Consider the following 23,374-nt stretch of genomic DNA (forward strand, 5'->3'; position numbering starts at 1 on the left):
GGTGCGGTGTCGTCCGCGGCGAGCGCGAGTTCGAGTTCTTCGGCGAGTACCCGCACATCGGCGAGGGCGAGATCGAGGCCTTTCGCGACGGTCGGTGGGACGGTGTACGCGGCGTCGCCCGCGAGTACCAGTCGGCCGTGATGCATCGGTTCCTGGACGAAGCTGCGAAACGGCAGCACCGACCTCGGTGTCGCCTGTACGCCACTGCGTGATCGACACGAAACCCGGCTCCACCATCTGCAGGCCGTCGAAGGCACTGCGAAGCCGAGCCTGGGGCCTGGGGCCTGGGGAAATAGGGCACACCGCCGGTGCCGGTGTAGTTCTCGCACAAGGTGACATACGCCTTGCTGTCGTCGGTGCCGTCCCACATCACCAGGTAGCTGCCCGACGGCACCGCATCCAGCACGGTGTGCACGATGCGCAGCAGATTGTCGTAGGTCTTGGCATGGACGAGCCACGCCCATGAACATCACGGCGACGGGCTCGTTGAAGTCGAGGACGTGCTTGGCGTCGTTGACAATCCGCTCGGGATCGTGGTAGTCGGCGTCGATGTAGGTGGTGACGCCCTCTGGTGTGGTGGAGGTGAGCAGCGCCCGCGCGTGTGTGAGCACCAGCGGGTCGTTGTCCACGTAGACGATCCGGGACTCGGGCGCGACGGTCTGGGCGACCTCGTGGGTGTTCTTCATGGTGGGCAGGCCGGTTCCGATGTCGAGGAACTGACGGATGCCCATCTCGCCCGCGAGGTAGCGCACCGCGCGGATGAGGAACTGGCGCGACTGCACCGCCATGGTGGTGATGTCCGGATCGACCTCGATGCCGGCGTCGCCTGCGATGCGGTCGATCTCGTAATAATCCTTGCCGCCCATCCAGTAGTTCCAGATCCGCGCGGAGTGGGGGATGTCGGTCCGGATGAGGGGCTGTGGTCTTCGGGCATAGAGGTGGGCTCCTGAACAGATGTTGCGATAAGAGGGGTCCCGCTGGCGGCAGTGCCTCGCAGTAGGGGAGTCAGCGACGTAGAAGGTGTGTCACGTTGCCGTTTCGGAGGGGTTTGCGGCCGACGCCGCGTGGCATGGACTCGCCCAAGCCGTGGAGAGGGTGGTCGTAGCCCACAGCGGCTGCTGGTCGACCGTGGCACCGAAATATCGACAGGTCAAAGGCGGGACCACCACACTGCAGCGCTGGCATGCGGTGCACGATCTACTCGATCGGGGAGTCGGGCTGCTCGACTGTGCACGCCGGCTGAACCTCTGGCCTTCCTGGCAGGAATCAACCGGGTTCGCAGCACCGCTCTGGGTGTGAGCGGATTCGGTCAGGCCGGGACGATCGACGAGGTGTACCGATTCCACGGCATCGACACCGACAGCATCGTCCCGGCCGCACTGGATGTCCTCGCCTGAGGCCCGAGGCAGGCGGTGCCGATCACCCCGACCCACTACGCCGTAGCGACGTCAAGCGAGCAATCGGTCTACTATGTGAAACATCGGTCCAAAATTCTTGACGTGAAGCGTTCGGCACGTCACAGTGATGCTCACAGCTCGCCGATCATCCCTCCCCACCCAGCTCGGCGACGGGCCCGTGACATCAACCCGCACCACATGCCCCAAGAAATCCCATGAGTACCGCACACAGCCGGTCCGGCGACGGACAGCAGATCTCCTACCGAACAAGCGGCGACGCGCCGGCCGACTGGCCGGCGGAACTCGACGCCGTGGTCGCCGCGCACCAGTTCCACCGGGTGCTGTTCGAAAACGACGATGTCCGTGTGCTCGAGGTCTATCTGGAGCCGGGAACCGTCGAACCACCGCATCACCACCGCTGGCCGAGCGTGCTGTACCTGGTCGAAGGCAGATACCTCGTCGATCACGACGGGACCACCGGCGAGGCGATCATGGACACCCGAGATTTCGGCGGTCTGACCCCGTTGGAGACCGTGGTCTGGAAGGAGCCCGAAGCTTTGCATTTCGTCGGGAATCCCAGCGAATCGGAACATATCCGTCTCGTCCGCGTCGAGCTCAAATACCTCGCCCGAGGCAAATAGCACGTGAGTGAACGTCCCGCCGTCGAAGGAACAGTCATGGAATCGACAACCTCGCCCCTCGTCGAGGAAGAACTGGTCACGCACGTGCTGACAGCTGACCCGTGGTCCCCTGAATGCACCGACCTCACGGAATTGGCTCCCAACCTGTCGATGGAGCGGGCGTATGCGCTGCAGTTCGCCCAGATGGCGCGGCGAGTGCGCGCCGGCGACCGGATCACCGGCTACAAGGCGGCAGCGACGTCACGCGATGCCGGTCGATGCTCCCCGGCATGCCGGTTCCCGCCGTCGGCACACTGCTGGCATCCCATACCGCCACAAGCGGCTACCGGTACACCGTCCGTCCCGGTACGACGTACCTCGAGGCCGAGATCGCCGTGGTGATTGACACTCCTCTGGCAGGTAGTCCCACCCGGTTGGAGGTCGCGCGGGCCGCGCGATGGCTGTGCCCCGCGATCGAAGTGGCGGCGTGGGCTCCCCGTGTCGTGGACGGTGCGCAGAGTCCTCAGCATGCTATCGCCACGCACAAGTCCAATGGTGTTGTCGTCCTGGGTGATCCACGCCCGGCAGCGGAAGTGGCGGATCTGCGGCTCGAAGGCGTCGTCCTCGACCACGACGGCGAGATCATCGGATCGGCTGCGGGGATCGAGGCGATGGGCCATCCCTTCGATGTGGTGGCCGCGATCGCACATCGGCTCTCGCGGTATGATCCGAGCCTCCAACCGGGCATGGTCATCATGACCGGCTCCCTGCTGAAACCGTTCGCAGTACCCCGGGGCAGCAAGCACGCACGGGCGGCATTCACCAGGCTCGGGGACGTGACCGTCTCGTTCGCCGGGAACGGCGGCGATGAGGAGGCGGCTCGGTGAACCACAGGGATATCGACCTCTGGTACGAACTCTGGCACAAAGAGTGCGACTATTGGGCGGATGTCGACCTGAACGCGGGTGCGACGGCCGTGAACCACTACACCGAGGACGCGATTTTCGATATCGGCACCCCCGGCGGCCGCTACGTCGGGCGTCCGGCCATCGCCGGATTCTACGAACGCCGCCGAACCGGTGGGGTCCGCACCACCGCCCACCTCATCCACAACTTCTCCCTGATCGGCAGCACCGAGCAAACCGCCGAAACCCGTTCCCATATCGTCCTTTACGCCAGGCAAGGCCCGGCGCCCGCACCCTCAGGAAACCCGGGCGTGATCACCGCCGCGACTACCCTCTATGGATTCACAGCCGAGAAGGGCTGGCTGATCACGAGCCGGACGAACCGTGTCCTCTTCGCGAAAGCCGATCAGCCCACGTTCCCGGACCCGCAACCGGATTCCTAGTGAACCCAGGCAGGGCCGGACTCGGTGTGGGCCTCCACCCGCATCCGATAGTGCTCGTTATGGGCGTGTCCTGACGGTCCCTCCTCATGGACACGCCACCCGTTTCGGCGGGCCACCTGGGACTGTAATTTCTTCGGCTCTGTCTCGTTTTCGGTGGTGACTGCGGGGGCGTCAGGGCACGATGCGCCGGTGGTCGATGTGAATGTGTCTGTTGGCCTATTTGTTTCGAGTTTGTCGCCACTATTGGTGAAGGCGGTGAGCGACGAAGGCTCCTGGATCGGGATATGCGCCCGGACCCCCGATGTCCCAGCGGCCTGCCCGCGCTGCGGTGCTGTTTCGGGCAAGGCGCACAGCTACCACCAGCGCACCGTCATCGACATGCCGCTCGACGGTCGTGCAGTGCGCATGCGAGTGTAGGTACGGTTGGTGTGCCCGACCATAAGCTGTCGCAGTATTTTTCGTGAGCAGGTTCCCGGGGTGCTGGAGCCCTACCAGCGGCGCACCGCGCGCCTGACCGGTCAGGTTTCGATCGGTGGTGCAAGAACTGGCTGGACGCGCCGGAGGCGACTGCTGGCGCAACTAGCGATCGGGCTGTCACGCCACACGGCGGCGCGGGTGCTGCTGGGTATCCCGGTGCCCGAGCGGCCGGTGCCGGCCGCGATGAGTGCGGACGATTTCGGTTGCGGCGCCGCCACCGCTACGGCACGGTGGTGATCGACCCGGTCACCCAGGACCGCATCGACGTGCTGGTGCCCCGAACGGTCCTCGGGCCGACGCACATCGGTTCGAGGACCGATTGGACCGCACCAGTTGTGTCCGGCAGTCGGGATGGGGCAAGAGCGCACGAACGCCGATGGGCCAGGGGCGCATCGTCGTTGTGGAACTCGGCGGGGCAGTTCACTACGAAATCCGGGTCGGGACTCCGACAGATCGCCTCGACCGCCTGGCCGGTCGCGGGCGTCGACACCAGTACCAAGTTGATCAAAAGACGGATATGGCACGTGTCGGCTCCCCTCAGGCATCCACCTCCGGACCTAGAACACAGGCCACCTCAGAGGGTGAGCCAGAACCGTCTTCCGGCGCTCCTCGTGTACTACGACTCAGAGAGCCCAGGAAAGGGCCCGTGTGCGAGGGGGTGTTCTTCTCCGGTCAGGGATTGCAGTGCTCGGGCGACGTCGTAGATGCCGGGGCGATTGTAGGGGAAAAGGGTGTTTCTGCCTTTGCGGTGGTGGAGGCCGCCGTAGGCGCGGGAGACTGCTTTGCCGAACTGTCGTTCGACATAGTTCAGTGTGGTGTATCGGATTCGGGTGACGGTGACTTGTTCTTCGACTGCCCAGGGAAGGTGCTTGCGGAATCGGCTGTGGAGGTTGTCGTAGCGGCGGTCGGTGATCGGTTGGCCGGTGTGGTCGCGCAGTACTTGGGTTGTGGTGTGGGAGCCGCCGCGGGTGTCGATGTGTTCGAGCAGGTGCTGCAGGAGGGTGGGGGAGATGGGTTGCCAGCGCAGGTCGCCTGATTCGTCGCGTAGGCGCAGGGTGCAGTCTTCTTGGATGATGTCGGAGATGTGCAGGTGTAGTGGGCTGCGGCGGTGGCAGGCTGTTTCCATGTGCAGGCGCACAATGAGGCCGTCGAGTTCTCGATCGTTGCCTGTTGTTTCCGCGATGTCGGCGAGTTCGTGGAGTCGCTCGACGCTCAGCGGTAGTTTGGATCGGCGTGATTGCGGTGGCCGGGGGACTTTGCGAGCTGAGTTCTGTGGAGGGTCGATCAGTCCGTCGTATTCGGCGAAACGGTAGAGGCAGCGCAGGGCGTCGATCAGTCCGCCGGCGCCACCGGTTCCGGTTGCGTTGGATCTCGGGGCGGCGCGGCGTTGGTGTTGTTTCACCAGGTCGGCGATTTCTGCCGTTGTGGGCTCGTTGAGACGGAGCTCGCCCCACGCCTGTTCGACCAGCTTCCAGTAGCCGCTGTAGGTGTTGCGGGAGCCAGCTGGCACTGATGCCGAAACGTGGGAGATGTATTCGCGGATGGTCGGCATGGGCTGTTGATCGCGCTTGCCGTGAAGAACGATATATTCCAGTCGGTCGATGGTGCGTCGGAGGGATTCTGGTAGCTCGTCGGGGGTCATGCTGTCCTGTGCCGTCGGTTCGGTCGCCCTCAGCGGCGAGCTGTTGCCGGGACGAGCGTGCGGGTGGTGGCCGGAAGTTGCGTGGTTGAGGAAGGTCGGGTCTAGGGGTTTCTGCGAGTCCATAGGTGTGGGTGTTGGCGGTGGAGTATGAGATGCATGCTGGTGGGCGGGTAGAGCACCAGGAGTCGATGTTCGGGTGCGGCGACAGCCAGTAGCCGGTCCCCGGATTGGATCCGGTAGGAGCGGCGGACCTCAGCGGGCAGGTGCAGATGATGCTGGGATGTCACCGAATAGGGACCCTCGCTGCTCTCGGTCACGACGATCACCTCATCGACCACCTCGATCGACACAGCCTGATTCGGTCCCCAGCCAAGCTTTTTCAGCGGCGAGCTGTCGGCCAAGCGACCGTTGCCGCCGATGGTGGTAACGGTGTAGTACATCGCCGCAGCGCCCGCGGGCGCGACAGGCGGCCCAGGCTTGCGCAACGGGCGGAACACCGGCTGCTGGGCGGCGACTGGATCCGCGGGCTTGGAGCTGATGCCACCGTACATTCCGGAATCGACTGGCCAGTTCACGCATCTCCTCGTCGACCGAGATCATCGGATGAATCCCCCAGCGCTGCCACGGGGGCAGGCAGCGTTCTTCCAGCATCCCCACCCCCGCCAGCGTGGTCAACCGCTACAAACCCCCTCGGACACGGGCCCGACGCGGACAACCGCGTGCCGACTTCACGGATGTGTCCGGGCAAGTCTTCAAACACCCAAACGGGGCACCCATGCCCTGAAACAGGGCGAAAGACGTCCGAACATGTGCGAGGACACACACTGGATGCAACAAAAAAACACGCATTCAGTGCATCTATGCACTGAATGCGTGTTTTTGCGTGTCCGGAGGGGGACTTGAACCCCCACGCCCGATAAAGGGCACTAGCACCTCAAGCTAGCGCGTCTGCCATTCCGCCACCCGGACCGGTGTGCTCAGCAAGATTATCGGATCACTCCGTCTGGACCAAATCGCGCCTTGACTTGCGGATTCTCAAGTGGGTCGGGATGCGGTGGCGTGCTCGTGAGGTGTCGGCGGAGCGGTTGGACGAGGTGGCATCCGGGCTCGGGGCGCGGACCGCAAGTGCCGGGTCGGGCCGTTGGATCGTGTGGAGCTTCTCGTCGTGACAGGGGAGTGGTTCTTGCTTCGCCGAGTTGGGCAAGCGTCCAAGTGATTGATTGGGGAATCCGGGGTGGACAGTACTCGGGATCGGATCGTCGCCGAGGCGCTACGGCTCTTCGCCGAACAGGGGTACGCGTCGACCAGTGTCGCGGCGATCGAGGAAGCCGCGGGGCTGTCACCAGAGTCCGGAGCGCTGTACACGCATTTCGGATCGAAGGAGCGAACGATCTGCCTGCGTCGCCGTGCGCTCGGCGACGATCTGGTCAGCTCGCTGGTCACCGGCACCGGCGACGAGGCGCTCACGACCGCTGAGATCGTGAACTTCTGCATTCTGCTCCTGGTGGCGGGGCACGAGACCACGGCGAATCTGATCGCCAACGCCGCGCTCGCGCTGTTAGATCGCCCTGACATCGAGGCACGGTTGCGCGAAGAACCCGGACTGGCAGCCGCCGTCGTCGCCGAAACCCTGCGTTTCGACAGCCCGGCGCAAGCCTTGCTGCGGGGCGCCGAAACCGATGTCGAGCTGAGCGGTACGACGATCCCCGCAGATGCCTACATCCTTCCTCTGGTCGGGTCCGCGAACCGCGACCCGCGCCGATTCCCCGACCCCGACGAATTCCGTCTCGATCGGCCGAATATCCAGGACCACCTGGCATCCGGCGCGGGCATTCACTATTGCATCGGCAGCGCCCTGGCCCGGCTCGAAGCGACGGCCACCCTCGAAGAACTCACACGTCGCGTACCCGCGATGGCCCCTGCAGGTGCGCCGGGGGGCATCGCGAGCCCTGTCCTGCGCGGCTTGCGCAGCCAACCGGTTCGCCTCGGAGCGTCAGCGACACCGACGCTGCCAGCGACCGATAGTTTGCCGACGTAACCGATCCGGCCACGCTTCTCCGCCCGCGCAGACGCGTAGAACAACCGAGGCGACAACAACCACGGGCCCGCGCCGATGCTGGAATGTCGCGGACATGGTTGCCCAGCCTCTCCCGACGCGACCGCATCGGTATCGGGTCGAATCAACCGCAGGCGGCGATCTCGCGGAGCATGCGATATTCGGTAAGACCTGATCGCCTGATGACAATTTCGATCAGGCGGTCCGGCGAGCGCGGCAACTACGGTCGACCGAAAGAGATCGCCCGGGACAGCCGGTTGATCCCGGACAGCGACCGGCACAGGTGACACGACGATGGGAAACCCACCGGCGTGCCACGCTTACTCGGTGTCCGCCTTCATCGGATCATGACCCCAGTTCATCAGCGAGTAGCGCCATTTACTGTTCTCGATCTCTCCGGAGGGCCGCTGCTCGAGATGGCGATGGGCATAGCCGATGACTTTGCGCATGTGCGCGTAGTCGTCGTCGGTCAGGTCGGCTTTCTCGAGGATATCCAGGATGCGGCGGCCGCTGACGTGCCCGGTCGACTCGCCGCCGCCTTCGGGCTTCTGTCCCACCGACTTCGACTCGTCGGTGTCGAGCCACCGACGTAGTTCTTTCGGTGTCATATTGACGACGCTGTCGAACTCCGCGCGTATCTCTTTGTTGTCTACCGTCATGACAGCTCCGATTTCGATGTCAATCGTTCTGCCGACGGAGGGCCCCGGGCTTGTGCACCGCATCACGACCGCTTTTCGCGCTGCGCACCCGATATTGCGGCTCGTCTTCGGATGCTCGGACCGTCCGGCCGGCCGCCTCGGTATCGGAGGTGATCACTTCTTCCACCTCGCCCTCGGTGGTGCTGCCGTGGCTGTTCCATTCGACTTTGTCGCCTTTTCCGAACGATTTCTTGCTCATGATCGATCTCCTACTCGGTCCCGTTCCAACGTGGACGTGTTACCCGGGCGACGACACCGAAACCTGGTAGCTGAAGCGATGCTGCAACGATTCGATGTCGTCCGCGCGAGCGAGGAGAGCCGGCCCCGTACGGAGGCTAGCGGAGTTCTTCGAAAGTGCGTTCGAAGCCCAGGGCGCCGTGGCCGTCGGCCACCTGGCGGTCGAGGAGGGTTTTCAGCGGGGCGACGAAATCAAGAGTGACGTTCGCGTCGCGGCTTGCGCGGGTGATGGCGTCGAGCGCGGATTTGTGGAAAGCGATGGATTGGACCGGGTCGGTGTAGCCGCCCGAGTCGATGACGGCTCCTAGCTGGGACAGCGACTGGGTCATCGCGCTGACCCAAGCGGCGGCTCGCTCGCCGTATTCGGCGGCGGAGACGCCGACGGAGCGCATCATGGCCGCGCCGTGCAGGAAGCCTCCGAACATCGCGTACATGGCGGCGAGCAGCGCGAAGTCGTAGGTCGACGCGAATCCCGCGTCGTCGCCGAAGTATTCGGCGGAGGCGAGCAATTCGAGGGTGTCGCGGTGCGCGTCGAAGACCGACTGGGAGCCGCTGTAGAGGATGGAGGCGCCGGGCTGACCGATCATCGGAGGCACCGCCATGATCCCGCCGTCGAGGTAGTGGCAATCGTGCCGCGCCGCCCAGGCGGCGAGTTCGCGCGCCTCATCGGGAGCGGTGCTGGTCAGATTGATGAGCTGGCGTCCGGCCAGCCGGTCGGCCACCGGGTCGAGGGTGGCGTGCACCGACGCGTGGTCCAGCAGTACGGCGATGATCGGACCACCGGCGTCGATCGCTTCGGCGACGGTCGCGGCGCCGACAGCTCCGGCCGCGAGGAGTTCGGTGTCCTTGCCGGGCGTGCGGTTCCACACCGTCGTCGACACGCCGGCCTTCAGGAAAGTCGCGGCCAGAGCTTGGCCCATCGCGCCGAGTCCCAGAATGGTCACCGGGGTCTTCGTGGTTTCCGCCATGGCGGGTTCAACTCCTTGAGGTGCGATAAATGTACTGGTCAGCGCGCTGCAACCAAGATTGCTCGTTGCCCGGCAAGGAGACAAGTACCTACTATTTTGTCGGGTACTTACCAATGGGTTTGTAAACAGGTGGAGAGGCGGACGGGTGGGCGCGAAGCGATCGGGACCATACTTCTGCGGCATCGATGCCGCGATGGATGTCGTGGGCGGGAAGTGGAAGGCGCTCATCCTCTGGGAGTTGGCGAACCACAGCGTCCGGCGCTTCGGAGAGTTACGCAAGGGCCTGCCGGGAGTCTCGGAGAAGATGCTGATCCAGCAGCTGCGGGAGCTGGAGGAGGACGGCATCGTCAGCAGAACCGTCTATCGCGAAGTGCCGCCGCGCGTGGAGTATCGGCTGACCGAGGTCGGCGCCGCTCTGAACGCCGCGCTGGCGCCGCTGGGCGACTGGGGACGCGACCGGATCGATCGGATCGGGGCGCAGCGGGTGCATCAGCAGCTCTGAAGTGAATCCTTCAAATGTGAATGTTTCACTCGGGCAACATCGCTCAGCGGAAGATCAAGCTACTAGTTGGTAACTTGAGTTAATTTTGTGCACACCCGATGTAATTGACGCATAACCGGGCCCGTCGTATGTTCCACGTCACAACTTTTGCGAGATGTGGGTGGCTGCGCAGATGTCGGATGATGGGTATGACCTACGGGTCTTGCTGACACGGGCACTCCGCCGGATTCAGGAGTTGGAGGCACGGCCGCAGCGCGAGCCGATCGCCATCGTCGGGATCGGCTGCCGCTTCCCCGGCGGCGCGGAAAACCCGCAGCAGTACTGGGAACTGCTGTCCTCGGGCCGCGACGCGATCGTCGAGGCGCCGCAGAACCGTTGGACGGTAACGGATTCGGCGCCTCGGCGAGCGCGGCGGCGGGCCGGACTACTCGCCGGGCCGATCGATGCCATGGACGCGGAGTTCCTCGGCATCGCGCCGCGCGAAGCGGCGGCGATGGATCCGCAACAGCGGCTGGTGCTCGAAGTAGCTTGGGAGGCAATGGAAGACGCCGCCGTCGTGCCGGACGGTCCGGCCGCGGCGCGCACTGGCGTCTTCCTCGGCGTGAGCTGGCAGGAATACCAGCGCACGATCACACCGGAGTGGGTGAATTCGGTGGACGCGCACACTCTCACCGGGACGATGTCGAGCATCGTGGCCGGGCGGGTGTCCTACGTGCTCGGGTTGCGCGGACCCGCGGTGGCGATCGACACGGCGTGTTCGTCGTCGCTGGTGGCGGTGCATCAGGCGTGTCGCAGTCTGCGCACGGGGGAGTGCGACGTGGCGTTGGCGGGCGGGGTGAATCTGCTGCAATCCGAACTCACCTCGGAGGCGCTGGCCCGCATGGGAGCGCTCTCGCCCGACGGTCACTGCCGCCCCTTCGACGCCAGGGCGAACGGGTATGTGCGCGGTGAGGGCGCGGGTGTCGTTGTGCTGAAGACACTTTCGCGAGCCATCGCCGACGGTGACGCGATCCGGGCGCTCATCCGAGGCTCGAGCGTGAACCACGACGGTCGTTCCATGGGGCTGACCGCGCCCAACCCGACGGCGCAGCGCGAACTGCTGCGCGCCGCGCTGACCGACGGGGGCTGCGACGCCGGCCTGATCGGCTACGTCGAGACGCACGGCACCGGCACTCCGCTGGGAGATCCGATCGAGATCGAGGCGTTGTCCCAGGTTCTCGGTGCGCCGCGGGCGGATGGGTCGGTGTGCCTGCTCGGTTCGGTCAAGTCGCAGATCGGTCACCTCGAGGCGGCCGCGGGCGTCGCCGGGCTGATCAAGGTGGTGCTGCAGCTGGAACACGAACGCATACCGCGTCAGCACGATTTCACCACGCTGAACCCGAAGATCGCGCTGGACGGCACGGCGCTGGCGGTGCCGACCCGCGATGTCGCGTGGCCGCGCGCCGAACGGCCACGGTTGGCAGGGGTCAGCTCGTTCGGTTTCGCGGGGACCAACGCGCACGTGGTGCTGGAGCAGGCCCCCGAACCGGCGGCTCACGCGGAATCGGAACAACCGTCGCTGCTGGTCCTTTCGGCGCGTTCCGCCTCGGCGCTCGACGCGCTGTCCGAGCGTTATGCGGAGCATCTGCATCGTGAGGCAGTCCCGGTCGCGGATGTGGCAGCCACCGCGGCGTTGGGGCGCACGCATTTCGCGCATCGGCGCGCGGTGGTGGCGCGTACGGCCGAAGAGGCCGCCCGTGCACTGGCCACCTCGGTAGCTCGGGCGACCGAGCCGGCGTCGGGGGAGCCGCGGGTCGCGATGCTGTTCACCGGACAGGGCGCTCAGTACGCGGGGATGGGTGCGGCGCTCGACCGCAGATATCCGGCTTTCCGCGCGGCGCTCGACCGTTGTGACGAGCTACTCGGACCGCTGCCCGGCGGCCTGCGGTTGCGCTCGGTGCTGTTCGATGCGAACGAGGAGTCGCTGACCCGCACCGAGTACGCGCAACCGGCGATGTTCGCGATCGAATGGGCCTGCGCCGAGCTGTGGTCGACGTTCGGCATTCGGCCTCGGGTCGTGCTGGGACACAGCCTCGGCGAGCTGGTGGCGGCGACCGTCGCGGGGGCGCTCGACCTCCCCGCCGGGCTGCGTTTGGCGGCCGAGCGCGGCCGGTTGATGCAGGCGGTGGCACAGGAAGGGGCGATGGCGGCGGTCTTCGCCGCGCCCGCGGAATTCGAGGGATTGTTCACGGAACTGGCGGCGAGCCTGGCGGTGGCCGCGGTCAACGGACCGGGCCAGTTCGTCGTCTCGGGAGCGGCGGACGCGGTGGGCCGGGTGGTGCGGGCAGCCGAAGAACGTTCGATTCGCACCGTGCGTCTACCCGGTACGACGGCGTTTCACTCGCCGCTGCTGGATCCGATGCTGGACGACTTCCGAACACAGGTCGCCGAGTTGGTGCCCGCCCCCCGCGCTACGGCGATACCACTGGTGTCGAACGTGACCGGCGCACGGATCGATGCCCCGATGGATGCGGCGTATTGGCGTGCGCACGCCCGCGGCACCGTCCGCTTCGCCGAGGGTATCCGCTCGGTAGCCGAATTCGGTGTGGACGCCTATCTCGAGGTGGGACCCCATCCGGTGCTGCTGGAGTTCGGCCGCCGGACCGACCCGGACGCCTTGTGGGTACCGAGCATGCGCCGTGCGTCGGTGGACGACGAGGTGCTGCTGAGCGCGGTCGGCGACCTGTACTGCGCGGGCGCGGCGATCGACTGGGACGCGGTGGTACCCCGGCAGGCGCGGCGGCGCAACGGCCTGCCCACCTACCCTTTCGAACGAGTACGGATCACCATGCCGTCGGCGGACAGCGGATATCTCGCCGAGCATCGGTTCCGGGATCGAGCCGTGGTGCCCGCGGCGGAACTCGCGCTGCGAGCCTTGCGCGCGGCCGGTAGCGCCGACGACGAGCTGATCGACTTCGTGGCCGCGCGGCCGGTGCCGCTCGAGGAATTGAGCGAGCCACTCGTCTCCCGCCGGGAAGACCGCGCCGAGGTTCGGTTCCAGGTCGACGACGGCACCGTCACCGCGGTGTCGGCGGTGGTGCGAGCCGCCTCGAATCGGCCGCGTGATTCCGGGAGTGCGTTCGCGGCGCGGCTCATGCCATCCACCGAGTGGGACGCCGACGATTTCTACCGCCGCTGCGCGGAAGCCGGATTGACCTTCGGTCCGCGGTTCCGCTGGATCACTCGGCTGCGGCTGGGCGCGGACAGCGTGCTCGCCGAACTCACGCGCCCGGCGGAACTCGCCGGTGAACCGGACGCCTGGCTGTCGTGCCTGCTCGACGCCGCGGTGCAGACCGGTCTCGCGTTGGCCACCCGTGACAACCACGCGGCCCAGTTGCCGGTCGGCATTGGCCGTTTGCGTCTGTCCGGGGCGCAGGCCGGTGGGCGTGCGTGGGCGCTGGCCGAGCGCACCGGCCGCACGATTCGGATCACCGTCTTCGATACCGCCGACACGGTGATCGGCGATATCGAAGACGTATGGTTCGCCGAGTCCGGCACTGCCGGGCAGTCGCAGAATCGGGATCGCATGTCGCGTTTGTTCCATCGTCCGACCTGGGTGCCCGCCGCGGCGGTGCCGCGTGGACAGCGCCGCGACGCCACTTTGGTGATCGGTGTCGGATGGCAGGCGGACCGCCTGGCCGCCGCCTTGCGCGCCGGGGGCACCGACGCGGTGGCGGTGGAGCGTACGACCGATCCGGCCGTCTGGCCCGGCGACGGCCGGACGGTGATCTACCTGGCCGACATCGAGGCGGACGACAGTGCCGACGCGGCGCGCACGGAAACGGAACTCGCGCTCGGCGTGGTGCGGGCGATGGCTCGGACGGTCACCGACGGGCCGCTGTACCTGGTGACCGTGGGGGCGACCGCAGCGCTGCCCGGAGAACCCGTGCGCCCGGCGGCGGCGACGCTGTGCGGTCTGGGCGCGGTGGTGCGCAGCGAACTTCCCGAATTGCGGTGCCGCCTGATCGACCTGCCCGTGGGCGCCCGCTGCGACGACCACCGCCTGGTGAACGAATTCGCTACGAACACAGACGATTACGTGGTCGCGCTGCGCGGACGTCATCGATACACGATGCGCCTGCAGCCCTCCGGCGACGCCGAGATGCCGCCGCGGCTGGATCGTGCCGCGGCGTATCTGATCACCGGCGGGCGCGGAGCGCTGGGGACGACCGCCGCGCGCATCCTGGCCGAGGCCGGTGCGGGCACCGTTGTGCTGGCCGGTCGCAGTGCCCCGGCCCTGGGGGACGAGCGGGAGATGGCGCGCATCGCCGCTCTGGGTGCGCGCGTCGAGACCGCGGTGGTCGATGTCGCCGACCGGAACGCGCTCTCGCGTCTGCTCGCTCGCTTCGGCGACGACCTTCCGAGGTTGGCCGGGGTGGTGCACTGCGCGGGCGTTCTGGACGACGCTCTGCTGATCGAGCAGAACTCCGAACGCGTCGAGCGGGTGTTCGCGGGCAAGGTCGCGGGCGCTTGGCACCTGCACGAGCTGACCGCGGACCGCTCGCTGGATCTGTTCGTGCTGTTCTCGTCGGTCAGCGCCGTGGTGGGCACCGCCGGACAGGGCAACTACGCCGCAGCGAACGCCTACCTCGACGCGCTCGCGCACCTGCGCTCGACGCAAGGGCTCCCGGCCGTGAGTATCGCGTGGGGTCCGTGGGCGGGCACCGGCATGGCCGGTGCCCTCAGCGATGCGGCTCGCCGAGCGTGGGCACGCCACGGCGTCGGGGAGTTGACCGTCGAGGACGGCGCACGAGCGTTGCGCTCGCTGGTGGCCGCGGAAGGAGCCGTCGCGGTGTTCCCCGCCGTCACGGCGGAGCCGGACCCGATCAGCGAGGTCGACGAACAGGACGTGCACGACTCGCGAGACTCGGCCGATCTGCTGGAAGTGGTGCGCGCCCACGCGATGACCGCTCTCGGCCGTACCACGGCCGTTGCCGATCGCACTCCGTTGCGCGAACTCGGGCTGGATTCGATGATGGCCGTCGACTTGCGCAACGCGCTCTCCGCCGAACTGGGGGTGCGGCTTCCGGCCACTCTGCTGTTCGATCATCCGACCGTCGCCGCGGTGTCGGAGGAGATCGCCCGGCTCGGCGCGAAATCCGGGCGCGACAGCGCCGCCCCACGCCGCGCGGCGCAGGAGCGGGCCGAACAGCGACCGATCACGCGCACCGTCGAGCAACTCACTCCCGCGGTGTACCCGGCCGAACTTCCGGTTACACCTACCACACCGGACGTGACTCAACTCACACATACCGAATCCCGCTCGGACGCGGACGATTACACCGACGCGATCGCGATCATCGGCATGGGCTGCCGCTACCCCGGTGACGTGCGCGGACCGGCCGACCTCTGGCATCTGCTCTCCACCGAAACCGACGCGGTGACCGAAGTGCCCGCCCACCGCTGGGATGCGGGGGAATTCTTCGATCCGGACCCGGATGCCGAGGGCAAGACCTACACGCGCTGGGGCGGTTTCGTGGACGGTGTCGAGGATTTCGACGCCGGATTCTTCGGCGTCTCCGCCGGCGAGGCTCGGATGCTGGACCCGCAACAGCGGCTGCTGCTGGAAACCTCCTGGGAGGCGCTCGAACACGCCGGTTATCCAGCCGACCGCCTGGACGGCAGCCGGACCGGCGTCTTCGTCGGATTGATGTCCAACGACTACGCCGAACGGATGACGCGGGCGGATGTCGCGCCCGACGCCTGGTTCGGCACCGGCAATCTGGCCAGCGTCGCCTCCGGGCGGTTGTCGTATTTCCTCGGCGTGCACGGGCCCAGCCTCACCATCGACACCGCGTGCTCGTCGTCGCTGGTGACCGTGCATACGGCGGTGCGCAGCCTGCGCAGCGGTGAATGCGATCTCGCGCTGGCGGGCGGGGCCACCGTGGTGCTCACACCCTCGCTCGACATCTACTTCGCACGGGCGCGCGGCCTGGCCGCGGACGGCCGGTGCAAGAGCTTCGACGCGCGCGCCGACGGCGTGGTCTGGAGTGACGGCGCGGGCATGCTCGTGCTCAAACGGCTGGCGGACGCGCAGCGAGACGGTGACCGGGTGCTGGGGGTGGTCCGCGGATCTGCGGTCAATTCCGATGGCCGCAGTCAGGGGTTGAGCGCGCCGAACGGTCCGGCGCAGGAACGGGTGATCCGGGCGGCGCTGGCGGACGCGTCCGTCGCGGCCGGGGACATCGAGTACGTCGAGACGCACGGCACCGGCACCGCGCTCGGCGATCCGATCGAGGTCAACGCGCTCGCCTCGGTGCTGGCAGCGGGCCGCAGCGAAGCCGCGCCGTTGTGGATCGGCTCGGTGAAGTCGAATCTCGGGCACACCCAGGCAGCGGCGGGCATCGCCAACATCATCAAGGTGATCGAGGCCATGCGCCACGAGCGCATGCCCGCCTCGCTGCATTTCCGGTCGGGCAATCCGCACATCGACTGGGATTCGGTCGCGGTCCGGGTCGTCGCCGCGGAACGTCCGTGGCGGCGGTCGCGGCGGCCGCGGCGCGCGGGTGTGAGCGCGTTCGGGATCAGCGGCACGAACGCGCACGTGGTGCTCGAAGAAGCACCGTGGGCGCCCGAGGCCGTTTCCGCCGACGACTCCGGCCCTCACCTGCTGGTCCTGTCGGCGAAGAACGCCGCCGCCCTGCGAGAGTTGGCGGCCCGGTATCGCGAACTGTTGGTTGCACGGCCTGACACGGCGCTGGTGGATCTGTGTGCGTCGGCGGCGGTGTGCCGCACCCATTTCGGTGAGCGGGTGGCGATCGTCTTCGAGACCGGCGCACAGCTGCGTGCCGCGCTGGAGAACATCGCCACCGGGCGCACGGCGAGCGGGTCGGTGGCCGGGGTGCCGGGTGGTGCGGACGAGCTGGCCGGTCGTTATGTCGGCGGCGCGGAGATCGATTGGGCGGCGGTGTATTCCGATCGACCGTGGCGCCAGGTCGATCTGCCGACCTACCCGTTCCAGCGCAAGCGGCACTGGCTGGAACTCGAGCCTCGCTCCGGCGGGCCCGGGCGAGTCACCGCAAGTCAAGCGGCTCCACTCGAGCACGTGGCCTCCGGTTCGGAGCCGCGGGTGTGGTCCGCGTCCTCGCGCACCTTGCGGCTCACGCCCGAGATGTTCGCAGGGCATCGGCTGCGTGGGGTGCCGACGGTTCCCGCGGCCTGGCTGTGCGCGCAACTGGACGCGCTCGCCGCCGAACTGCCGGGCAGCTGGGAGGTCACCGGACTGCGCCTGGTCACTCCGCTGGAGGTCAGCGCCGAATCAGCGGTGCGGGTCATGCTCGATCGCGGCCCGGACGGCTTCGATGTGCGCTTCGTAGGTTCCGACGATGCCGGGACGAGCTACGCGCACGCTCGATTCACTGCTGCACAGGCTGTTTCGGGGCCTTCGCCCGAGGTAGTGGGGGCCGCCACCGAGCCTGAGGCATGGCCCGCCTATTACGAGACCCTGGCGCGGTCGGGCCTGCACCTAGGGCCTGATTACCGCTGCGCCGTCGAGTTCCGGCGGGTCAGCGACACCGACGCCGAGACCGTCTTCCGGCTGCCGCATCGCCCTCCGGCGACGCTCGACCCGATCCTGCTCGACGCGTGCCTGCACAGCATCGTGGTGACCGCCGACGCCGCGGGGGAAGTGTTCCTGCCCTCCGCCATCGATCGTGTTCGATTCTTCGGCAGCCCCACCGATGGGGAGGCGATCGTTCGCTGCCGGGTGCGGGTGACCGAACGCGGTACCCGGGTCATCGTCGGTGACGCCGCGTTGTATTCGGCGTCGGGGCGACCGCTCGCCAGTCTGCACGGGGTAAGTCTGCTGGCCGCGAGATCCGGTGCCTCTCCTCGAGCCGCTGCCACCGATTCGGACTCGTCCAGGCTCGCGAGGCTGCTGCATCACGTCGAGTGGGTCCCGGCCGACAGCGCAGCGCCCATGCCGGAGATCGCGGCGGGCCGCTGGCTGATCTTCGCTGACGGGCCGGTCGGCGACGCCGTCGCCGACGGACTGGCCGCACGCGGCGCTGACACCTTGATCGTCCGCCCGGCGGACGCGGCCGGTTCGGAATCGTCTGTCACCACCACGCCTTCGGTGCGAGGCGTTGTCTTCGCCTGGACCGCCGCGTCCGTGCGGACCCGTATAGAAGCCGCGCTGCGGTTGACGCGCGATCTGGACGCGGCACCACACCGACCGGCGGCGCTGTGGTTGCTGACCGTGAACGCCCAGCGCGTCACACCCGCCGACCGGCCGGATCCCGATCAGGCTCTGCTGTGGGGCTTCGGTCGCACGCTGGCCACCGAGCACCCCGACTTCGGGTGCCGATTGCTGGACGTGCCCGCCGAAGCCGGCGGAGACAGCGCGCCGATCATCGCGGGCTTGCTCGGCGAGTACGGCACCGGCGAGTTCGCGCTCCGCGACGGCCGCTGGCTGACCGCTCGTCTCGCCGAAGGCCCCGCCCCCTCCGACGGCTACCGCCTGGTGGCACACCGTTCCGGCGATTTCGACCGGATGCGTCGGGAACCCGGCGCTCGCCGCGCACCAGGAGCCGCAGAGGTCGAGATCATGGTCGCCGCCACCGGTCTCGACACCCGCGACCTGTGGGTGGCCTCGGGCCTTCATCCCGAAGCGGGAGCACCGCTCGGCGCCGAGTGCGCGGGCCGGATCACCGCGGTCGGGGCGGGCGTCGAGGGTTTCACGGTCGGGGATCGTGTCGTCGCCTTGGCGCGGGACAGCCTCGCCCGCCACGTGACGGTCGACCAGGGCATGGTGGCACCGCTGCCGGAGCACCTCACGTTCACCGACGGAGCGACCGTACCGTACGCGTTCACCACCGCCTGGCACGCTTTGTTCGACGTCGGCGGCCTGCGCGCCGGGGACCGTGTGCTCGTGCACGGGTCCGCCGACGGTGTCGGCATGGCCGCGGTGCGGCTCGCGGCCCACGCCGGTGCGCAGGTGTTCGCCACCGCCGCGCTGTGTCGCTGGGCGCGGAACGCGGGTCTCACGGTCACACGGATCGATACCTGGCGCCTCGGAGTGAGCGAAGACGTCCGGGCGGCGACCGCGGGCCACGGAATGGATGTCGTCCTACACACGTTGGGGGACGACTTCACCGCGCAGGCCGCCGGCATGTTGCGCCCGGGCGGCCTGCTCGTGGACGTCATCGATCCGGTGCAGCGCCGAACCGCCCCTCGCGAGAGTGGGGTCGACCATCGCGAGTTCGATCCCGCCGCTGCCGATCCGCGGCGGCTCGGGGAGATCCTGCGCGGCGTCATGGCGCTGTTCGAGCAAAAGGCACTCGATGCGTTGCCGCATGCGGTGTACGGCATCGATCGTGCCGCCGAGGCGTTTCGCGCCATGTCGGACCGCGACCATCCCGGCCGCGTCGTCCTGCTCGGCGGCGACATCCCGACCGCCGCGGGCAGTGCGCGGTCGACCGCGGGCACCTACCTGGTGACCGGCGGTTTCGGTGGCCTCGGCGCCGCGGCCGCGCGCTGGCTGGTGGACCGCGGAGCTCGGCATCTCGTCCTGGTCGGCCGTCGCGCGCCGGACGCGGCGGGAGTGCGGCTGCTGGAATCGCTGCGCGCGAGCGGCGCTCGGGTGACGGCGCGGCAGGCCGACGTCGGTGACCGCGCGTCCGTCGCGGCGCTGCTGCACGCCATCGCGGAATCCGGCTTCCCGCCGTTGCGCGGGGTGGTCCACTGCGCGGGAGTGCTGGACGACGGCGTGGTGACCGAGCAGACCTGGTCGCGATTCGAGACCGTGCTGCGGCCCAAATACCACGCGGCGCGCCACCTCGACGAACTCACCCGCGATCAGCCGCTGGAACTGTTCGTCACCTATTCGTCCGTCGCCGGCGTGCTCGGCACCCCGGGTCAAGCCAACTACGCCGCCGCGAACGCGGCCTTGGACGCGCTGGCTTGGCGGCGGCGGGCCGAGGGACTGCCCGCGCTGAGTATCGGGTGGGGACCGTTCGCCGATGTGGGCATGGCCGCCGACCGCGCCGACGTCACCACGCGACTCACGCGGCGTGGTCTGCCGCCGCTGTACCAGGACGACGCGGCCGCCGCGTTGACTCATCTGGTCCGCCATGACAGCACCGCACCGGGCGTGTTCGGCTTCGTGCCGGAACGCTGGTACGCCAACCGCTCGCCCCAGGCCGCGCCGCGCACCGAACCGCCTGCGTCAACACGACCCCGGCTCGCGGACGACGTCGCGCCCTGGGAGGCGCTCGTGCAGCGCGTCGCGATGCGGGTGCTGGACCGCGCGAGCGAACTCGACCCGGACCTGCCGCTGCACGACACCGGGGTGGACTCCCTGACCGGGATGGAATTGCGGGCCGCGCTGGCGGCGGAGATCGGGATGCCGCTGCCCGCCGGACTCGTCTTCGACTACCCGACCGTGCGCGAGATCGCTCGGTTGCTGCACCGGAAAGCCGCGCCCGCTCCCGCTGGTGGCGAGGCGCCGGCCGAGACCGTCGAGGACGCCCGGCGCGGGGCAGGAGCCGCGACAACGGCCGATCTGGACAACGTCCGCCCCGCGGCAGGAGCCACGCCAAGGGCTGATCTGAAGGACGTCCGGCCTGTGGCAAAAGCCCCGATAACGGCCGATCTGAAGCACATTCGCCCCGCGGCAGAAGCCACGCCAACGGCCGATCTCGAGAACGGCCGCCCCCCGGCAGGAGCCACGCCAAGGGCTGATCTGGAGAACGTCGGGCCTGTGGCAGAGGCCACGAGGATGGCCGATCTTCCGAACCGCATTTCGCAGCAGGCACTTTCGGATCCGACCGGCTCGCAAAGGGATCAGCTCGGGGCCGATGACCCGATCGTCATCGTCGGCATGAGCTGCCGCTTTCCCGGCGGGGTTCACACGCCCGAGGACTTCTGGGATCTGCTGTGGCAGGGCCGCGACGCGATCACCGAGGTGCCGCCGCAACGGTGGGACATCGACGCCTACTACGACCCCGATCCGGCGGCGCTGGGCCGGATGTACACCCGGTGGGGCGGTTTCGTCGACGGCGCCGACGAATTCGATCCCGCGTTCTTCGGCATCGGCGCGGCGGAGGCGCGCGCGATGGACCCGCAGCAACGTCTGCTGCTCGAGACCAGCTGGGAGGCGCTGGAGCGCTCCGGCCGCGCGCCGGGCGGTCTGGCGGGCAGTCGCACCGGCGTGTACGTCGGCCTGTGCTTCAGCGAGTATCCGGGCACGCCGACCCGGGCCGCCGACCCGGCCGCGATCGGCGCCTATTCCGTCATCGGTTCGGCGCCGAGCGTCGCGGCCGGGCGCCTGGCCTACGTGCTCGGACTGCAAGGTCCGGCGCTGACGCTGGACACGGCCTGCTCATCGTCGCTGGTGGCACTGCAATCGGCCTGGGACGGGTTGCGCGCGGGTCGTTGTGATCTGGCGCTGGTGGGCGGTGTGAACTTGCAGCTGGCTCCGGAGACCACCATCGGGTTCTGCCGTCTGGCCTCGCTGTCGCCCGACGGACGGTCACGGGCGTTCGACGCCGACGCCAACGGCTACGTCCGCGCCGACGGGTGCGGCGTGCTGGTGCTGACCCGGCTGTCGGAGGCCCGCCGGCACGGCGACCGGGTGCTGGCCGTGGTGGGCGGCATCGCGGTGAATCACGACGGACGCTCCAATGGGCTCACCGCGCCCAACGGCCCGGCCCAGCAACGCGTCATCGCCGACGCGCTCGCCCAGGCGGGCCTGCGACCGGAGGCGGTGGACTACGTCGAGGCACACGGCACCGGCACTCCGCTCGGCGACCCGATCGAGGCCACCGCGCTGGCGGAGGTATATGGCGCCGGGCGCACGCAACCGCTGCTCATCGGGTCGGTCAAGACGAATATCGGGCACACCGAAGGTGCGGCCGGTGTCGCGGGTGTCATCAAGGCCGTGCTCATGTTGCAGCACCGTCGGATTCCGCCGAGCCTGCACTTCCACACACCGAACCCGCTCATCGAGTGGGCCGAGCTGCCGCTCGAGGTCGTGGGCCGGGCACGGGACTGGCCGCGGACCGGACATCCTCCCGCGATCGGGGTCAGCTCGTTCGGGATGAGCGGTACCAACGCGCACGTCATCGTGGCGCAGGGTGACCCTGCCCCGGCTTCACAACCGGAATCGTCGGCCGCGCAGGTGTTGGCGCTGTCGGCCCGTGACGAATCCGCCCTCGTCGACACCGCCGAGCGCTGGGCAGACGAACTCGATTCGGCGCGTGTGCCTCTCGGCGATCTCGCCTATACCGCCGCCACCGCGCGCACCCATTTCGAGGAGCGGCTCGCGGTCGTCGCGGCGAGCGGCGCCGCCGCCGCGCGGGAGTTGCGCGAGCGGCCGCCGACTTCGATCCGCGGCCGGGTGGAACGGACATCGAAAGCGAAGGTGGCGCTGCTGTTCACCGGGCAGGGAGCGCAGTACCCCGCGATGGCGCGCGAACTGCACGAGTCCGAACCGGTCTTCCGCGACGCGCTGCGGCACTGCGACGCCGTGCTGGGGCCGATCGGGGACGGCATCGGGCTGATCGACGCCGTCTACGGGGAGCACGGTCCCGAGTTGCTGCGTCGCACGGTGTTCACCCAGCCGGTGTTGTTCGCCGTCGAATGGGCGCTGTGGCAGTTGTGGCGGTCGTGGGGAATCGCCCCGGCCGCGGTGCTCGGACACAGTGTCGGCGAGTACGTCGCCGCCTGCGCGGCGGGCGCCATGGCCGTGGAGGACGCCCTGCGACTGGTCGCCGTGCGCGGCCAGTTGATGCAGCGGCTGCCGGAGGGCGGCGGGATGCTGGCGGTCGACGCTTCCGCCGAGCAGGTCGCGCCGCTGGTGGCGCGATACGAACCCGTGGCGTCGATCGCCGGAGACAACGGACCGGCCCAGGTGGTTGTCGCCGGACCGCGCACCGCGCTCGACCCGCTGCGACAAGAGCTGTCCGCCCGGGGTTTCCGGGCCGCCGACTTGGCCGTCTCGCACGCCTTCCATTCGGCGGCGATGGATCCGATCCTCGACGACCTCGCCGTGGCGGCGGCGCGCGCCCGTATGACCGATCCCGCGATTCCGCTCGTCTCGAATCTCACCGGGGCTCCGCTGCGCGCGGGGGAGCTGAGTCCGGAGTACTGGGCGCGGCATGCGCGTCAGCCGGTGCGCTTCGCCCAAAGCATGCGCGCCATGACCGAGCTGGGCATCGAAACGTTCCTCGAGATCGGCCCGCAGCCGACGTTGTCCGCGCTCGGCAAGCGAGTGCTGGGCGACTCGGCTCGGTTCGTCGCGTCGTTGCGCCGCGGGCGCGGCGATCGCGAGACGATGATGACGGCGCTCGGCCACCTGTATGTCGGTGGTGTGTCGGTGGACTGGGAGCAAGTCCACCGGCCGCACGGCCGCCGCCGCGTCCTCGCCCCCACGTATCCCTTCCAGCGGCAA

The 23,374-nt window shown here is 68.3% G+C and carries 12 protein-coding genes, 1 tRNA gene and 1 pseudogene; 7 read left to right on the top strand and 7 right to left on the bottom strand.

Annotated elements, in window-relative coordinates; genetic code table 11:
* Positions 1-866: SAM-dependent methyltransferase (locus ON27_RS33725; protein ID WP_245560501.1), on the bottom strand; the 866-nt coding region annotated here is incomplete at its 3' end.
* 746 nt (positions 867-1,612) lie between these two features.
* Between ON27_RS33725 and ON27_RS33730 the strand changes: the two genes are divergently transcribed.
* From ON27_RS33730 to ON27_RS45140, 4 genes and pseudogenes are all read left to right on the top strand, one after another.
* Positions 1,613-2,038: a cupin domain-containing protein gene (locus ON27_RS33730; RefSeq protein WP_043736838.1), complete on the top strand. Its 426-nt coding sequence runs from the start codon at positions 1,613-1,615 to the stop codon at positions 2,036-2,038.
* 269 nt (positions 2,039-2,307) lie between these two features.
* Positions 2,308-2,904 carry a fumarylacetoacetate hydrolase family protein gene (locus tag ON27_RS33735; protein ID WP_051047282.1) on the top strand — a complete coding sequence of 199 codons (597 nt, stop codon included), beginning with the start codon at positions 2,308-2,310 and terminating at the stop codon, positions 2,902-2,904.
* Positions 2,901-3,365, top strand: a complete 465-nt coding sequence (locus tag ON27_RS40345) for a nuclear transport factor 2 family protein (protein WP_051047283.1) — start codon at positions 2,901-2,903, stop codon at positions 3,363-3,365. Before ON27_RS33735 ends, ON27_RS40345 begins: the two co-directional genes overlap by 4 nt.
* A 189-nt stretch (positions 3,366-3,554) precedes the next feature.
* Positions 3,555-4,126 (top strand): annotated as a pseudogene (locus tag ON27_RS45140) (transposase); the annotation flags it as partial.
* Between the two features lie 332 nt (positions 4,127-4,458).
* Here ON27_RS45140 and ON27_RS33750 read toward each other — a convergent pair.
* The 3 genes from ON27_RS33750 to ON27_RS33760 form a co-directional block, all read right to left on the bottom strand.
* Positions 4,459-5,607: a site-specific integrase gene (locus tag ON27_RS33750; protein ID WP_169334558.1), complete on the bottom strand. Its 1,149-nt coding sequence runs from the start codon at positions 5,605-5,607 to the stop codon at positions 4,459-4,461.
* Positions 5,586-6,059 (bottom strand): hypothetical protein, encoded by a 474-nt coding sequence (locus ON27_RS33755; protein ID WP_157227628.1) that lies wholly within the window; start codon positions 6,057-6,059, stop codon positions 5,586-5,588. The genes ON27_RS33750 and ON27_RS33755 overlap by 22 nt, the downstream gene beginning before the upstream one ends.
* Before the next feature lie 309 nt (positions 6,060-6,368).
* Positions 6,369-6,453, bottom strand: a tRNA-Leu gene (locus ON27_RS33760).
* 265 nt (positions 6,454-6,718) lie between these two features.
* Here ON27_RS33760 and ON27_RS33765 point away from each other — a divergent pair.
* The gene (locus tag ON27_RS33765) at positions 6,719-7,522 is read left to right on the top strand and encodes a cytochrome P450 (protein ID WP_051047287.1); all 804 of its coding nucleotides are present in this window, start codon (positions 6,719-6,721) and stop codon (positions 7,520-7,522) included.
* A gap of 338 nt (positions 7,523-7,860) precedes the next feature.
* On the opposite strand, the gene ON27_RS33770 is transcribed toward ON27_RS33765, so the two are convergent.
* From ON27_RS33770 to ON27_RS33780, 3 genes are all read right to left on the bottom strand, one after another.
* Positions 7,861-8,199 carry a DUF3140 domain-containing protein gene (locus ON27_RS33770; RefSeq protein ID WP_043736841.1) on the bottom strand — a complete coding sequence of 113 codons (339 nt, stop codon included), beginning with the start codon at positions 8,197-8,199 and terminating at the stop codon, positions 7,861-7,863.
* 19 nt (positions 8,200-8,218) lie between these two features.
* Positions 8,219-8,437, bottom strand: coding sequence for a hypervirulence associated TUDOR domain-containing protein (locus ON27_RS33775; RefSeq protein WP_043736844.1), 219 nt, complete (start codon positions 8,435-8,437; stop codon positions 8,219-8,221).
* A 136-nt stretch (positions 8,438-8,573) separates the two neighbouring features.
* A complete protein-coding gene (locus ON27_RS33780) occupies positions 8,574-9,443 on the bottom strand; it encodes an NAD(P)-dependent oxidoreductase (protein ID WP_043736846.1) in 870 nt (289 codons plus the stop codon).
* A gap of 145 nt (positions 9,444-9,588) precedes the next feature.
* Between ON27_RS33780 and ON27_RS33785 the strand changes: the two genes are divergently transcribed.
* On the top strand, positions 9,589-9,945 hold the full coding sequence (locus ON27_RS33785; RefSeq protein WP_043736849.1) for a winged helix-turn-helix transcriptional regulator: 357 nt from the start codon (positions 9,589-9,591) through the stop codon (positions 9,943-9,945).
* 202 nt (positions 9,946-10,147) lie between these two features.
* The coding region (locus ON27_RS43525) for a type I polyketide synthase (protein ID WP_169334559.1) at positions 10,148-23,374 on the top strand (13,227 nt) is incomplete at its 3' end.

The sequence above is a fragment of the Nocardia asiatica NBRC 100129 genome (assembly GCF_000308415.1).
Classification (GTDB): Bacteria; Actinomycetota; Actinomycetes; order Mycobacteriales; family Mycobacteriaceae; genus Nocardia; species Nocardia asiatica.